The organism is uncultured Parvibaculum sp., from assembly GCF_963975745.1.
Lineage (GTDB): Bacteria > Pseudomonadota > Alphaproteobacteria > Parvibaculales > Parvibaculaceae > Parvibaculum.
The window spans coordinates 30,128-42,924 of record NZ_CAXBIB010000006.1; the positions used below are offsets into that span (position 1 = coordinate 30,128).

The window sequence follows — 12,797 nt, forward strand, 5'->3', positions numbered from 1 at the left end:
TCAGAGACCGAACTTCTTCAGCAGATCGGTTTCCTCGGCGATGCAGGCGGCAAAGCCCGGCCGGGCATGGATGGTGGCCAGATAGCGCGTCAGGTCCGGATATTTCGCGGCATCGGGCCTGAAACCGGCATGGGCGAGATTGACAAATTGCGTCGCGACCGAAATGTCGGCGATGCCGAAGGCGCCGCCCACCAGAAATTCCTTCGCGCCGATTTCCCTGTCGAGCCAGGCGAAGAAGCGGGGCAGCTTTTCGCCGACGGTCTTGCCGGCGGTCTCGCGATCCGCTTCCTTGCCCATCATGCGGTTGACGACCATCGGACGGAAGGTTCCCATGCCGATGTTTGCGGCAAGTTCGGAGTCCGCATATTCCTCGTACCAGAGCGCCTTGCCGTAGGGAAAAGCCTCCTGCGGATAAAGCGCGGGTGCCGGAAACTTCTTCTCCAGATAACCGCAGATCGCGGAGGAATCCGGCAAGGTCGCATCGGCGCCCTCGCCCTCGTCGCGCAGCACCGGGATGCGCTTCAGCGGCGAGATCTCGAGAAACCAGTCGGGCGCCGGGAAGATGTTGACCTGTTCCAGCGTGTAGTCCTGGCCCTTCTCGGCCAGAAAGACGCGCACCTTGCGCACGAAAGGGGAAAGGCTTGCGCCGTAAACGGTCAATGTCATCGGTCGTCTCCTGCCCGGATTTCCGGGATGTCCGGTCTGTGGGGGTGCGGTGCGTGCCAGAAGGAAACACCGTGCGGCCGGCCGATGCAAGCGGCCCTCAGCTTCCGTTAACCGGCGGGTGAGAGACTGACCGGCGTTCATCGACGGATTCGCAGGAGCGCAGGCGCTTGTCTTCATTCACCTCACAGGCCGCGCCGCGCCGAATCGACACCGCATCGCCGGTGACGCTTCTGGCGGCGCCGGAGAATGCCGACGCCATCGCGCTTCACGATTACTGGCAGTCCAAACGCGGCGAACGGCCGATGCCCGACCGCGCCGATATCCGCCCCTCCGACTTCGCGCGCATGCTGCCCTCGCTGGCGATCATCGAGGTGATCGATGGCGGGCGCGATTTCCGCTTCCGGCTGTTCGGCAGCGAACTTGCCAACTGGATGGGCTGCGACCGCACCGATCAGTATTTTTCGGAAATGCTGCCCGCGCCGGGGGCCGACATCACGCCGGCGCAGGTCCAGCAGCGCTGGACCGATGTCGCACGCGCCGGCCTGGCGGCCGCAGGGCCGCTGTTCTGGAAGGCGCCGGTGCTGAGCGCGCAGGCGGTTCTGACCATGCATGCCGTCGTGATGCCGCTGACCGCCGGCGGATGCGAGATCGCGCAGCTTTTCGGCGGCGCCTTCGTCACCGCGACGCCGGCATCGCCCAGGTCCTGAATTCGGGAAGAATGGTACAGCCGCCCCGGATCGAACGGGGGACCTCTAGATCCACAATCTAGCGCTCTAACCAGCTGAGCTACGGCTGCACATGCCACGCGGCCGGGCCTCCTGTCCGGGGCCCCCGCGATTGGCCGGGAACTTAATTCGGCTGCCCGCCGATGACAAGGGCCGGCGGGCCGCCACAGGCCCCTACATCAGCACATTGGCCACAAATATCGAGACCACGCCCAGAGGCGCAACATAACGCAGCGAAAAGCGCCAGAGCGGCAGCCAGCGCGTGCCGGCCGCCCCCAGCGCCTCCTCGACCGATGCGCGGGTCAGCACCCAGCCGGCAAAGAGCGACATCAGCAGGCCGACCGTCGGCATCAGCATGTTGAGGATCACATAGTCGAGGACATCGAAGACGGTCATGCCGGGCAGCAGGCCGAAAGCGGCCAACGGGTGGAAGTCGGCCCAGAGGTTGAAGGAGAGGACCGTGCCGATGCCCAGGAGCCAGGCCAGCACGCCGATCAGCGGCGCCAGCAGGCGGCGCGGCAGGGGCAGCACTTCCTCGGCCCAGGCGACGACCGGCTCCAGCAGCGAGATCGCCGAAGTGACCGCCGCAATCGCCAGCAGGATGAAGAAGACCGAACCGATCAGCACGCCGCCGCCGATGGTGCCGAAGGCGATGGGCAGGGTGATGAAGGTCAGCCCCGGGCCGGCCGAAGGTTCGAGGCCATAGGTGAAGACCAGCGGGAAAATGGCAATGCCGGCGATGATCGCGATGGCGGTGTCGGCCAGCGCGATGATGACGGCCGAACGGCCGATCGAGACATCGCGGTCGAGATAGGCGCCATAGGTCATCATCGCGCCCAGCGCGACGCTGACCGAGAAGAAGCCCTGGCCGATCGCCGCCAGAATGGTTTCGGGCGTGACCTCGTCGAGGCGGATGTCGAACATGAAATGCATCGCCGCGGCAAAGCCCGGCGTCGTCGTCGCATAGACGGCCATGCCGACCAGAAGCAGGAAGAGCAGCGGCATCAGCGCGACCACGGCGCGTTCGATGCCCGATGTGACGCCGACCGAGACGATGAAGACCGTCAGCAGCAGGAACAGGACCTGCCAGAGGCCCAGCGCCCAGGGATCGGCGACGAAGGTTTCGAAATGCGCCAGCGTGGCCGCATGGTCGTCGCCGGCGAAGGCGCCGGTCAGCGACAATTCGATATATTTCAGGGCCCAGCCACCGATGACCGCGTAGTAGGACAGCACGACGAAGGCGCCGATGGTGCCGCCCCAGCCGATCAGCATCCAGAGACGGGCGGCGCGGTTTTCGGCGACCAGCTTGCGCATGGTGTTGATCGGGCTCTTGTGGCCCATGCGGCCCATCATCAGCTCGGCCAGCAGAATCGGCAGGGCGATGGCCAGCATGGTCAGGCCGTAGATCGCGATGAAGGCGCCGCCGCCATTCTCGCCGGCGATATAGGGAAAGCGCCAGATATTGCCGAGGCCGACGGCGCTGCCGATGGCGGCCATCAGGAAGGCGAAGCGCGACGACCAGTGGCGCGGCGCAAGCGGTGTCGTCATTTACGGAAATCCCCCAGCCAGACCTGCAACATGCGCCTCCCCCGCGAGGCGCGGCCCAAGCCTAACGATCCCGTCCCGGCGCGCCAAGCCCGCCCGGCAGGCAGCGGCGCCGGGAATCGCCTATAGTCCCGGCCGGCACCGGCAGCACGCGAGGATTCCATGACGACCCATCCGATCCGGACGGCCTATATCGAAGCCAACGGGCTTGCCTTCGAAGTCGATATCTGCGGCGAGGGCGAGAAACTGGCGCTGCTGCTGCACGGCTTTCCCGAGAGCAAATATTCCTGGCGGCACCAGATGCCGCTGTTTGCCGCGCTCGGCTACACGGTGTGGGCGCCCAATCTCCGGGGCTATGGCGGCACGACGCGGCCCAAGGGCCGCGACGCCTATGCGCTGACGCATCTGATGGACGATGTCGCGGGGCTGATCGACGCGGCGCGGGCGCGCGGCATTTCCGGCCCGACGACGCTGGTCGCGCATGACTGGGGCGGCGTCATCGCCTGGACCTTCGCGCTTGCCGGCATCCGCCCGCTCGAACGCTTCATCGTGATGAACCTGCCGCATCCGGCGATCTTCGCCAAGAGCGTGCGGCGCTGGGCGCAACTGAAGCGCTCCTGGTATGTGTTCTTCTTCCAGATTCCCTGGTTGCCGGAAAAGATCCTGCTGGCCCGCCATGCACATGCGATCGGCCGGGCCTTCAGCGGCATGGCGGTCGACAAGAGCCGCTTCCCCGAAGAGGTGCTCGAACATTACCGCCGGAACGCGCTGATCCCCGGCGCGATGACGGCGATGCTCAATTACTACCGCGCCGGTTTCCGCAACCCGCCACCCGAGGTCTGGCAGAACCCGCCGCTGCTCGAAACGCCGACGCTGATGATCTGGGGCGAGGAGGATACGGCGCTGGGCAAGGAGCTGACCTATGGCACGGACCAGCTCGTCAGCGATCTCACGATCCGCTATCTGCCGCAGGTCTCGCACTGGGTGCAGCAGGAAGCGCCCGAAACCGTCAATGCGATGATCCGCGCCTGGATCGAGGGCCGGCATGTGCCGCAGGCCGGGCTCGGCGGACGGCTGCTGATCGCCGACTGAACAGCCGCCCGCCCCCGCTCAGGCACTCGCCGCAAACACATCGCGGCCCGAGGCCGCCTGCATGGCCTGCAGACGCCGGAAGACGCCGCCCTTGCGCGCCATCAGCTCGGCATGGCTGCCCTGCTCGACGATGCGGCCGCGATCGAAGACCAGAATCCGGTCCATGCGGCGGATGGTCGAGAAGCGATGCGCGATGACCAGCGTGGTGCGGCCTTCCATCAGCCGCTCGATCGCCTGCTGGATATGGGCCTCGGTGACCGAGTCGAGGCTCGATGTCGCCTCGTCGAGCACCAGGACCGGCGCATCGGCGAGGAAGGCGCGGGCAATGGCGATGCGCTGGCGCTCGCCGCCCGAGAGCTTGACGCCGCGCTCGCCGACCAGCGTGTCGTAGCCCTGCGGCAGACGCGCGATGAATTCGTCCGCATGCGCCAGGCGCGCGGCTTCCGCGATCTCGGCGGGACTGGCGCCCGGCCGCGCATAGCCGATGTTCTCGCCGATCGAGCGGTGAAACAGCACCGGCTCCTGCGGCACCAGTGCGATGGCGCGGCGCAGGCTTTCGCGCGTGACGCCCGCGATATCCTGACCGTCGATCAGGATGCGGCCGGCTTCGACATCGTAGAGCCGTTGCAGCAGCTTGACGAAAGTCGACTTGCCGCTGCCCGACTGTCCGACCAGCGCGATGCGCGATCCGGGGGCGATGTCGAGCGACAGGCCGCGATAGAAGGCGCCCTCGCCGTTCGGATAGCCGAAATCGACCTTGTCGAAGCGGATGGCGCCGCCCTCGACGCGCAGGGCCGGCCGGCCTTCGTCGCCGCTGTCTTCCGGCGCGGTGTCGGCATAGCGGATCACGTCCTCGATCTCGTTGAGGCCGCGCTGCAGGTTCTGCATGTGGAAACCGATATCGCGCAGATAGCCGTTGATCAGCATGTAGCTCGTCATGGCATAGGCGATGTCGCCCGGCGTCGCCTCGCCGCGCGTCCAGAACAGGATGACAAGGCCGATCAGACCCGCCTGCAGGGCCATCAGGATGCCGACCTGGGCCAGCATCGAGATGTCCATGGCGCGCCAGGCGCGCATGGCCTTGCCCGCCCAGTCCTGCGTCAGCCGGGAAAGACGCGCATCCTCGCGCTGCTCGGCACCATATGACTTGACCACCGGGTTGCAGGAGATCGCATCGGCGATGGCGCCGCCCATGACGCTGTCGGCGGCGACGTTGAGGCGGTTGCGCGGCGCGACATAGTAGCGGATCAGCAGGATGGTCAGGGCGAAGTAGAGGACGATGCCCACCAGCACATAGAGCCCGACCAGCGGCCAGTGGAAGGCCAGGCTGACGATCACGCCGATCAGTACGCAGACGGTCGGAAAGAAACCGATATAGATCGTGTCGGCCAGCGTGTCGTAGGCCCACATGCCGCGCGTGATGCGCCGCACCGTGGCGCCGGCGAAGCTGCTCGAATGCCATTCGGCACTGTAACGCTGCACGCGATGGAAGGTTTCGGTGACGATGTCGCGCATGATGCGCGCGGCAAAGCCCGCCCAGACCAGCATCGAGGTCCGGCGCGCCAGGTGAAAACCGACGCCCTGTCCGACAAAGAGCAGCAGCGCGACGACCGCGAGGTCGACATCTTCGGGCGATGGCGGGAACCCGGCTCGCGCGACTGCATCGACCAGCCGGCCCGACACGATCGGGAAGGCGACGTCGAAGACGACGGAAAGAAGCATCAGGACGATCAGCGCCGCGCCCGTGAAGGGGTAGCGGCGCCAATGGGCCCAGAGGAACGCGGCCGTGCGGCGCGCGGTGACTCGATCGCTCATCTGTTTCGACCGCCCGGGCGGCGCCGGTGCGGTATCCCTGAAAAAGTGCTGGAAAGGCGCATGGCGCCACAGCCGGTTGTCGCAGGAACCGGGACCATCGGAGATGCCTCAGGGCGGCGCGCGCGGCACCGCATGGCAAAAGGCTTTCAGACGGGAAAAGGCCCGGCGGTTGACCCGGGCGCGGCGATCAGATCAACAGCGGTCCGGGAGCAGATGCGGATATGAAGGCATGGCGACGTCTACGTGCATACCGCTCTCCCTGTTTCTGCGCTGTTCGCGCGTTGCCGATCCAATTTGCAATCCCGGATGCCGGGCGCGACTCACTGCGCACCGTCCGGACGCAGCGTTTCTACACAAATTCGCGGCGGATGAAAATATCCGGGGTGCAAGGATCATTTCACCGGGCGCAGAATTCACAACCAGTGTGGCAAATCGCCCACGCCCGTTGCATGACAGCAAGACTGACCTTCCCGTGTGCCGCGCAGCATTGCATTTCGCTGCGCGGCGGCGTTTTGCGGGCTTGCGCCGGGTCCGGCATCATGTTGCGGTCACATTCGATCCGCAATCTGCAAAGACCTCACCTTCCGGAGCGCTGTCCATGTCCCGCCTGTTCGCCATTCTTGCCGGCCTCATCGTCCTGCTGATCGCGGTCGTCATCGCCGTGCCGATGCTGATCCCGATGGCAACCTACAAGAGCCAGATCGCCAGCGCCGTGAAGACGCAGACGGGCCGCGACCTCAGGCTCGACGGCGATATCGGGCTTTCCTTCTTTCCCAACATCGCCGTGTCGATCGCCGATGTCGGCCTGGCGAATGCCGACTGGGGCAAGGCACCCGAAATGGCCTCGATGAAGGAGATGCGTGCGACGCTGAAGCTGATGCCGCTGTTTCGCGGCGCCGTGGAGATCGACCGTTTCGAGCTGGTCGATCCGGCGATCCATCTGGAGGTGCGGCGCGACGGCACGCCCAACTGGCAGTTCGATACAGCAGCCCCCGCCGCGGCGGCAGCGACGGACGGCAACGGCGATGCGGCCGGAGGCGGTGCAACGGTCAGCGAGATCAGCCTTGGCGAGGTCGCGATCCGCAACGGGCGCGCCAGCTATGTCAATGCGCAGACGGGCGCGGCCCATGCCGCCGACCGGGTCAATGTCCGTCTCGCCCTGCCGCGGCTCGACGACCCGTTCGAGGCCGAAGGATCGCTGGTCTGGAAGGGCGACGAGATCCGCATCGATCTCCGCGCCGAGCGGCCGCGCGCCTTTACCGAGGGCGGCGAGACGCCGGTGACGCTGGCGATCGCCGCGCCCAAGGTGACGGCCTCCTATGGCGGCATGCTGACGGCGCTGGACGGCTTCGCCTTTGCCGGCGATGTCGACCTGACGGTGCCGTCGGTGCGCGACCTGGCGGCCTGGACCGGCAATCCGATGCCGGCCGGCGACGGCTTCGGCCCGTTGTCGATCAAGGGCAAGGCCAGCGGCAAGGGCGCGACCTACAGCTTTTCGGATGCGCGGATCGGCTTTGACGGCATGAATGCGAGCGGCGCGCTGTCGCTGCGCACCGGCGGTGCGCGGCCGCATGTCAAAGGCGATCTGGCGGTCGACCGGATCGACGTCAACACCTATCTCGCCGATGGCCGCGCGGGCGGTGCGGGCAGCGATGGCGGCAGCGGCGGTCGCGCGGGCGATCCGGGCTGGAGCACCGAACCGATCGATCTTTCGGGCCTCAAGGCGATCGACGCCGATTTCGCCTTCACGGCGGGCGAGATTCTCTTTCAGCAGATCAAGATCGGCCAGAGCGCGCTCGATCTCAAACTGGCGAACGGCGTGCTGACGGCACGGCTCGGCAAGCTCGAGCTCTATCAGGGCTCGGGCAGCGGCGCGCTGACGCTGAACGGCGCCGGCGCGACACCGCAACTCAATGCGAATTTCACGCTGGCGGGACTCGCCGCCGAACCCTTCCTCACCGATGCGGCCGATTTCAAGCGGCTGCAGGGCACAACCGCCATCGATATCGCCGTGCGCGCGGCCGGGCGTTCGCAGCGCGACATGGTGTCGACGCTCAACGGCAATGGCAGCGTCAAGTTCACCGACGGCAAGATCAAGGGCATCAATCTGGCGCAACTGGCACGCACGGCGCTCAGCGCGGCGACCAGCGGCTGGCAGTCGGGCGGCACGCAGGATACCGACTTCTCCGAAATGGGCGGCACATTCACGATCGCCAACGGGGTGCTCGCCAACAACGATCTGCGGCTGCTGTCGCCGCTGATCCGCGTCAACGGTGCGGGGACGGTCAACATCCTGCAGAAGACGCTCGACTACCGCGTCGAGCCGAAGCTCGCCGCCTCGCTGGAGGGACAGGGCGGGCAGACCGACGTCCGGGGCATCGAGGTGCCGGTGCTGATCACCGGCGCGTGGGCCAATCCGCGCTTCACGCCCGATCTCGCCTCGATGATCCAGAACCGCGGCAATATCGAGCAGACGATCAAGTCGATCAAGGAGGACAAGGGCAAGGGGCTGATCGACAGCCTGCTGGGCAAGCCACCGGCCGAACCGGCGCCAAGCGGCGCGAGCAGCGAAGCCGCGCCGGCGGATACGACCAGCGAACCCGCCAGCGCGCCGGACGCCAGGCCAAGCCCGGAAGACGCGCTGCGGCAACTCTTCGGCCGCTAGAATTCAGACTTTCCTGAAGTCGTCGAGGGCGGCGTATTCCCTGGCGCCGTCGACACGGTACATGCGGCGGTTGAGACGCGGATAGGTGCAGACATCGATGGGGGCGCGGGTGCCGCCCATCAGATAGACAAGATCTTCGCCGGCCTCTTGCGGCACCTGCATCGAATGGGCCGGCGAATTCTTCGGGAAGGCCATGACATCGCCCGGCCCGACCTCGAATGTCTCTTCGCCGACGGTCGCCTGTGCATAGCCCGAAAGGATGTAGAGAAATTCCTCGTCCTGACCGTGGAAATGATGTTCGGTCGTGGCGTGGCCCGGCTCGACCCGGACCAGATGGAAGCCGAGATCCGACAGGCCCAGCAGATCGCCGAGGGAGCGCGTGTTGCGGATGGCGCCGGCATTGAACTGGTGGACATGGCGCTTTTCGGGCAGGGCCGCGATCTCGGCCGCGGTGAAATGGCAGGCGGTTCTGCCGGGCGGTTGCGCTGTCACCGGATCTCTCCTCTTTTCCGGCCCGATGCAGGCCGATTTTGTGCCTTCCGGCTCTCCCGTCTAGACTGGCCCGGACTGATTCGCCGGGGACCTGGGCGCCAATTCCATGATCCAACACGCCTTGTCGGTACTGGTAAAGTTCTTCATCGGCGCGGTGGCTGTCGGTGCGCTGCTCAGCGCCTTCGACATCACCGCCGAGGAAGTGCTGCGGGATGTCGGCTTCACGCCCGAGGCGATCCTGGCCTTTGTGCGCGAGGGGTTCGGCTGGGCGCTGCCGCATTTCCTGCTGGGCGCCATGGTGCTGATCCCGATCTGGCTGATCATCTTCCTGCTCAAACCGCCCAGCTTCCGCGGCTGAACGCCAGCAGTTGCAAGGCGCCGCGAGGCATGTAAAGTCCCTTGGTTAACGGCGGGGGCCGCCAGGCCCGAACGCCGGACAGGGGTATCTAAAGTCTGGGAGGACATCCATGAAGAAGAGCATTTTCGCCGCGGCACTTGCCGTTTCCGCCATGGCGCTCGCCATGCCCGCCAGCGCCGATGTCGGCGCGGGCCTGGTCGGCAATACCGTGACGCTGACGGCCGCCGACGGCGCCGTCACCAAGATCTATTATCCCGACGCCTCGAGCATCGTCGTCAAGGCGGCGGACGGCTCGGAAGTCGCCGGCAGCTGGCGTGTGGCCGACAACACGATCTGCACCACCATGGGCGATGCGCCGGAAAACTGCACCGCGCCGATCGACGAGGCACCGGCCGTGGGCGGCTCGGGCACGATCGAAGGCGAGCAGGGCGCCGTGCAATGGGCGGTGACCGCCGGCAAGGATTTCTGATCCCTTTCTTGCGGCTGTTCCCCGAGGCCCGCTTTCACTAGAGTCGCCGCAACGACATCCGGCGAATCGAGGGAGCAGCGGGCATGGGACGACTTTCAGGAAAACGCGCCATCGTGACGGGCGCTGGCAGCGGCATCGGCCGGGCCAGCGCCCGTCTTTTTGCGGCAGAGGGCGCGGCGCTGGTGATCGTCGACAAGGTCGAGGCGGCGATCGACGAGACGGCCGAGATGATCCGCAAGGATGGCGGCACGGCGATCTCGGTGGCGGCCGATGTCAGCGACGAGACGGCGGTGCAGGGTTTTGTCGAACTTTGCGCGCAGCAGCATGGCGGCGTCGACGTGCTGTTCGCCAATGCCGGGATCAGCGGCGGCATGGTGCCGCTGGCCGAACAGACGGTCGCCTACTGGCAGCAGATTCTTGCCGTCAACCTGATCGGCCCGTTCCTCGCGATCAAATATGCCAGCCCCCATATGCTGAAGCAGGGCAAGGGCTCGATCATCTGCACGGCCTCGGTGGCGGGCCTGCGCGCCAATGCGGGTGCCACCGCCTACAGCGCCAGCAAGGCCGGGGTCATCAGCCTGGTGCAGACGGTCGCCAATGAATTTTATGGCAGCGGCGTGCGCGTCAACGCGATCTGCCCCGGCCTGATCGAAACCGGCATGACCAAGCCGATCTTCGACGGTGCGCGGGCGCGCGGCAGCGACGACAAGATCGGTCAGCTCAATCCGATGAAGCGCTACGGCCTGCCGCCGGAAATCGCGCATGCGGCGCTCTTTCTCGCCAGCGACGACGCTTCCTATGTCAATGGACAGGCAATCGCGGTGGATGGCGGACTGTCGAGCACGCATCCGTTTGCCGGGAAGCGCTGAGGCGCGGATTTAGGCGGGAATGGTGCCCAGGGGCGGAATCGAACCACCGACACTGCGATTTTCAGTCGCATGCTCTACCAACTGAGCTACCTGGGCGGAAGCTCCGAAGCGGACCCGGAAGGGCCGACCGCGGCGAGGTTCGCGGTTTATAGGAGATCGAATCCGGACTGTCCAGAGGGACAGGAAGACAAACGCGGCCATAGGCTTAGCGGTCTTCGCCGTCGTCGCGGCCCGCGCCCTCGTCCCAATCGTCGGGCGGCTCGACGGCCGGAATCGCATAGGCGCCCTTCAGCCAGCGATTGAGATCGACATCGGCGCAGTGCTTCGAACAGAAGGGATGGAAGTTCGGGACCGACTTGCGGGCACAGACCGGGCATGGCCGCGGGCTGCGCAGCTTGACGACATTGTCCTTGTCTCCGGTGCCGGTCATTCAAGCATCACTGAACGGTTGCGACATCGATCCGCTCGCGCGGGAATGCGCCCTCCCCGACCAGGCTGATCTCGACCGCGACCTTGCGGCGCAGCCGATCGATGAGATACGGGTTGCCGCGCTCGAGCCAGTCGACGACGTCGGCGGCGGCGCGCGCGACCAACGGCCGGCCGGGCGTCACCTGCGCGACATGGGCGATGCGGCGCAAGAGGTCGTTGGCCACCGTTGCGCAGGTCTTGCGGCGCGGGCGGCCGCAGGGATAGGCCGGCTCGGTCAACAGTTTGTCGAGCGGTTCGCGGACGCGCTTGCGCGTCATTTCGACAAGGCCGAATTCCGACATGCCCGAAATCTGCGTCGGCACGCGATCCTTCGCGAAGCCCTCGTTGAGCGCGTCGAGCACTTTCTGGATGTTCACCGGATCGTTCAGATGGATGAAGTCGATGACGACGATGCCGCCGGTGCCGCGCAGGCGCAGCTGGTAGACGATCTCGTCGACCGCCTCGAGATTGATCTTGACGCTGGTTTCTTCAAGGCCGGTCGCCGCGGTGTAGCGGCCCGAATTGACGTCGATGGCGGTCAGGGCCTCGGTCGTCTCGACGGTGATCCAGCCGCCCGACGGCAGCTCGGCGCGCGGCTCGAGCGCCGCCTCGATTTCTCCGTCCACGTCATACAGCGAAAAGAGCGAGCCCGGCCCGTTGAAGAGCTGCACGCGGTCGATCATTTCGGGCATGGCGCGGCGGCAGTAGCGCTGCGCCTCGCCGAAGGCGTCGGCATCGTCGATCAGCACACGCGCGGTATCGGCGCTGACGCAATCGCGCAAGGTCTTCGAGACGGGGTCGAGGTCGTGGAAGACGACGCAAGGCGCCGAGGAGCGCTTTTCGGTTTCGCGCAGCTTGCGCCATTCTTCCGCGAGCTGGCGCGCGTCGGCGGCGATGTCCTCGGTCGTCGCGCCGATCGCCGCTGTGCGGACGATGAAGCCGGCCGGCTCGCCGGTGACGCCCATCGGGTTGAAACGCTCGACCATTTCCTCGACCAGCGCGGTCAGACGTTCGCGCTCGGCCTCGTCCTCGATGCGGCGCGACAGCGCGACGCCGGACTGGTTCGGCACCAGCACCAGCAGGCGGCCCGGAATGGTGACGTTGGCCGACAGGCGCGCGCCCTTGTCGCTGATCGGATCCTTGACGGCCTGCACCAGGATCGCCTGACCTTCCTGCACGCAGGCGCTGATCGGCGGCAGCACGCCCTCATCGAGCCCGGTCAGTTCGCAAAGACAGCGCGCCTCGCGCGCGCCCAGGAAACCGGCACGTTCGAGACCGACATCGACAAAGGCCGCCTGCATGCCCGGCAGCACGCGCTGGACGCGGCCGAGAAAGATGTTGCCGATCAGCGAATGGCCGGCGCGGCCGGTCTTCGCCTTCAGGTCGTCTTCCATGGTGCGCTCGAGGAGGAGTTCCACCGGCCGACCGTTCTCGATGACCGCGACGCGTGTTTCGCCGGGGCCGACATTGATCAAGACTTCTTCGGACATCCAGTTCCCGATTTGCACCGCCCGCGCCCCCACGCGGCCGATGCCCCCAATTTCACCGTCAATTCTGTGGATTCGATCCTAACACTGTTGTCGGCAGTGAGGCCAGACGGGGAATGGCGTTGATTTTCCGCCGTCGCCGCTGG

Annotated in this window: 12 protein-coding genes and 2 tRNA genes; 6 read left to right on the top strand and 8 right to left on the bottom strand. The window is 66.3% G+C overall.

The features are described 5' to 3' along the window. Window positions 1-666: a glutathione S-transferase family protein gene (locus tag AAC071_RS06355; RefSeq protein WP_339831022.1), complete on the bottom strand. Its 666-nt coding sequence runs from the start codon at window positions 664-666 to the stop codon at window positions 1-3. Window positions 667-833: 167 nt separating this feature from the next. On the opposite strand from AAC071_RS06355, the gene AAC071_RS06360 reads away from it, so the two are divergent. Then, window positions 834-1,373 carry a PAS domain-containing protein gene (locus AAC071_RS06360; RefSeq protein WP_339831023.1) on the top strand — a complete coding sequence of 180 codons (540 nt, stop codon included), beginning with the start codon at window positions 834-836 and terminating at the stop codon, window positions 1,371-1,373. Between the two features lie 12 nt (window positions 1,374-1,385). On the opposite strand, the gene AAC071_RS06365 is transcribed toward AAC071_RS06360, so the two are convergent. Then, window positions 1,386-1,462 (bottom strand) — tRNA-His (locus AAC071_RS06365). Window positions 1,463-1,565: 103 nt separating this feature from the next. Further along, the gene (locus AAC071_RS06370; RefSeq protein WP_339831024.1) at window positions 1,566-2,939 is read right to left on the bottom strand and encodes a sodium-dependent transporter; all 1,374 of its coding nucleotides are present in this window, start codon (window positions 2,937-2,939) and stop codon (window positions 1,566-1,568) included. Window positions 2,940-3,098: 159 nt separating this feature from the next. On the opposite strand from AAC071_RS06370, the gene AAC071_RS06375 reads away from it, so the two are divergent. Then, window positions 3,099-4,028 (top strand): alpha/beta hydrolase, encoded by a 930-nt coding sequence (locus tag AAC071_RS06375; RefSeq protein WP_339831025.1) that lies wholly within the window; start codon window positions 3,099-3,101, stop codon window positions 4,026-4,028. Between the two features lie 18 nt (window positions 4,029-4,046). Here AAC071_RS06375 and AAC071_RS06380 read toward each other — a convergent pair whose 3' ends face one another. Next, window positions 4,047-5,843 (bottom strand): ABC transporter ATP-binding protein, encoded by a 1,797-nt coding sequence (locus tag AAC071_RS06380; RefSeq protein ID WP_339831026.1) that lies wholly within the window; start codon window positions 5,841-5,843, stop codon window positions 4,047-4,049. A gap of 598 nt (window positions 5,844-6,441) precedes the next feature. On the opposite strand from AAC071_RS06380, the gene AAC071_RS06385 reads away from it, so the two are divergent. Beyond that, complete coding sequence (locus AAC071_RS06385; protein ID WP_339831028.1) at window positions 6,442-8,508, top strand: AsmA family protein; 2,067 nt, start codon at window positions 6,442-6,444, stop codon at window positions 8,506-8,508. Window positions 8,509-8,511: 3 nt separating this feature from the next. Here AAC071_RS06385 and AAC071_RS06390 read toward each other — a convergent pair whose 3' ends face one another. Further along, window positions 8,512-9,000, bottom strand: a complete 489-nt coding sequence (locus AAC071_RS06390; protein WP_339831030.1) for a cupin domain-containing protein — start codon at window positions 8,998-9,000, stop codon at window positions 8,512-8,514. A gap of 106 nt (window positions 9,001-9,106) precedes the next feature. Here AAC071_RS06390 and AAC071_RS06395 point away from each other — a divergent pair, with 106 nt between their 5' ends. The 3 genes from AAC071_RS06395 to AAC071_RS06405 all read left to right on the top strand — a co-directional run bounded on the left by AAC071_RS06395 (window position 9,107) and on the right by AAC071_RS06405 (window position 10,696). After that, on the top strand, window positions 9,107-9,358 hold the full coding sequence (locus AAC071_RS06395) for a DUF6460 domain-containing protein (protein ID WP_339831032.1): 252 nt from the start codon (window positions 9,107-9,109) through the stop codon (window positions 9,356-9,358). A 109-nt stretch (window positions 9,359-9,467) separates the two neighbouring features. Beyond that, window positions 9,468-9,827 carry a hypothetical protein gene (locus AAC071_RS06400; protein ID WP_339831034.1) on the top strand — a complete coding sequence of 120 codons (360 nt, stop codon included), beginning with the start codon at window positions 9,468-9,470 and terminating at the stop codon, window positions 9,825-9,827. A gap of 83 nt (window positions 9,828-9,910) precedes the next feature. Further along, window positions 9,911-10,696 carry an SDR family NAD(P)-dependent oxidoreductase gene (locus AAC071_RS06405; protein WP_339831036.1) on the top strand — a complete coding sequence of 262 codons (786 nt, stop codon included), beginning with the start codon at window positions 9,911-9,913 and terminating at the stop codon, window positions 10,694-10,696. 20 nt (window positions 10,697-10,716) lie between these two features. Here AAC071_RS06405 and AAC071_RS06410 read toward each other — a convergent pair. From AAC071_RS06410 to AAC071_RS06420, 3 genes are all read right to left on the bottom strand, one after another. Next, window positions 10,717-10,792: transfer RNA gene (locus AAC071_RS06410), tRNA-Phe, on the bottom strand. 109 nt (window positions 10,793-10,901) lie between these two features. Next, on the bottom strand, window positions 10,902-11,126 hold the full coding sequence (yacG, locus tag AAC071_RS06415; protein WP_339831038.1) for a DNA gyrase inhibitor YacG: 225 nt from the start codon (window positions 11,124-11,126) through the stop codon (window positions 10,902-10,904). Between the two features lie 7 nt (window positions 11,127-11,133). After that, on the bottom strand, window positions 11,134-12,654 hold the full coding sequence (locus tag AAC071_RS06420; RefSeq protein ID WP_339831039.1) for an Rne/Rng family ribonuclease: 1,521 nt from the start codon (window positions 12,652-12,654) through the stop codon (window positions 11,134-11,136). Window positions 12,655-12,797 lie beyond the last annotated feature (143 nt).

Excerpts from the sequence above, each read along its gene's own strand:
- AAC071_RS06355 (WP_339831022.1), bottom strand. The coding sequence starts at position 666 with ATGACATTGACCGTTTACGGCGCAAGCCTTTCCCCTTTCGTGCGCAAG.
- AAC071_RS06370 (WP_339831024.1), bottom strand. The coding sequence starts at position 2,939 with ATGACGACACCGCTTGCGCCGCGCCACTGGTCGTCGCGCTTCGCCTTC.
- AAC071_RS06375 (WP_339831025.1), top strand. The coding sequence starts at position 3,099 with ATGACGACCCATCCGATCCGGACGGCCTATATCGAAGCCAACGGGCTT.
- AAC071_RS06380 (WP_339831026.1), bottom strand. The coding sequence starts at position 5,843 with ATGAGCGATCGAGTCACCGCGCGCCGCACGGCCGCGTTCCTCTGGGCC.
- AAC071_RS06385 (WP_339831028.1), top strand. The coding sequence starts at position 6,442 with ATGTCCCGCCTGTTCGCCATTCTTGCCGGCCTCATCGTCCTGCTGATC.
- AAC071_RS06395 (WP_339831032.1), top strand. The coding sequence starts at position 9,107 with ATGATCCAACACGCCTTGTCGGTACTGGTAAAGTTCTTCATCGGCGCG.
- AAC071_RS06400 (WP_339831034.1), top strand. The coding sequence starts at position 9,468 with ATGAAGAAGAGCATTTTCGCCGCGGCACTTGCCGTTTCCGCCATGGCG.
- AAC071_RS06405 (WP_339831036.1), top strand. The coding sequence starts at position 9,911 with ATGGGACGACTTTCAGGAAAACGCGCCATCGTGACGGGCGCTGGCAGC.
- yacG (WP_339831038.1), bottom strand. The coding sequence starts at position 11,126 with ATGACCGGCACCGGAGACAAGGACAATGTCGTCAAGCTGCGCAGCCCG.
- AAC071_RS06420 (WP_339831039.1), bottom strand. The coding sequence starts at position 12,654 with ATGTCCGAAGAAGTCTTGATCAATGTCGGCCCCGGCGAAACACGCGTC.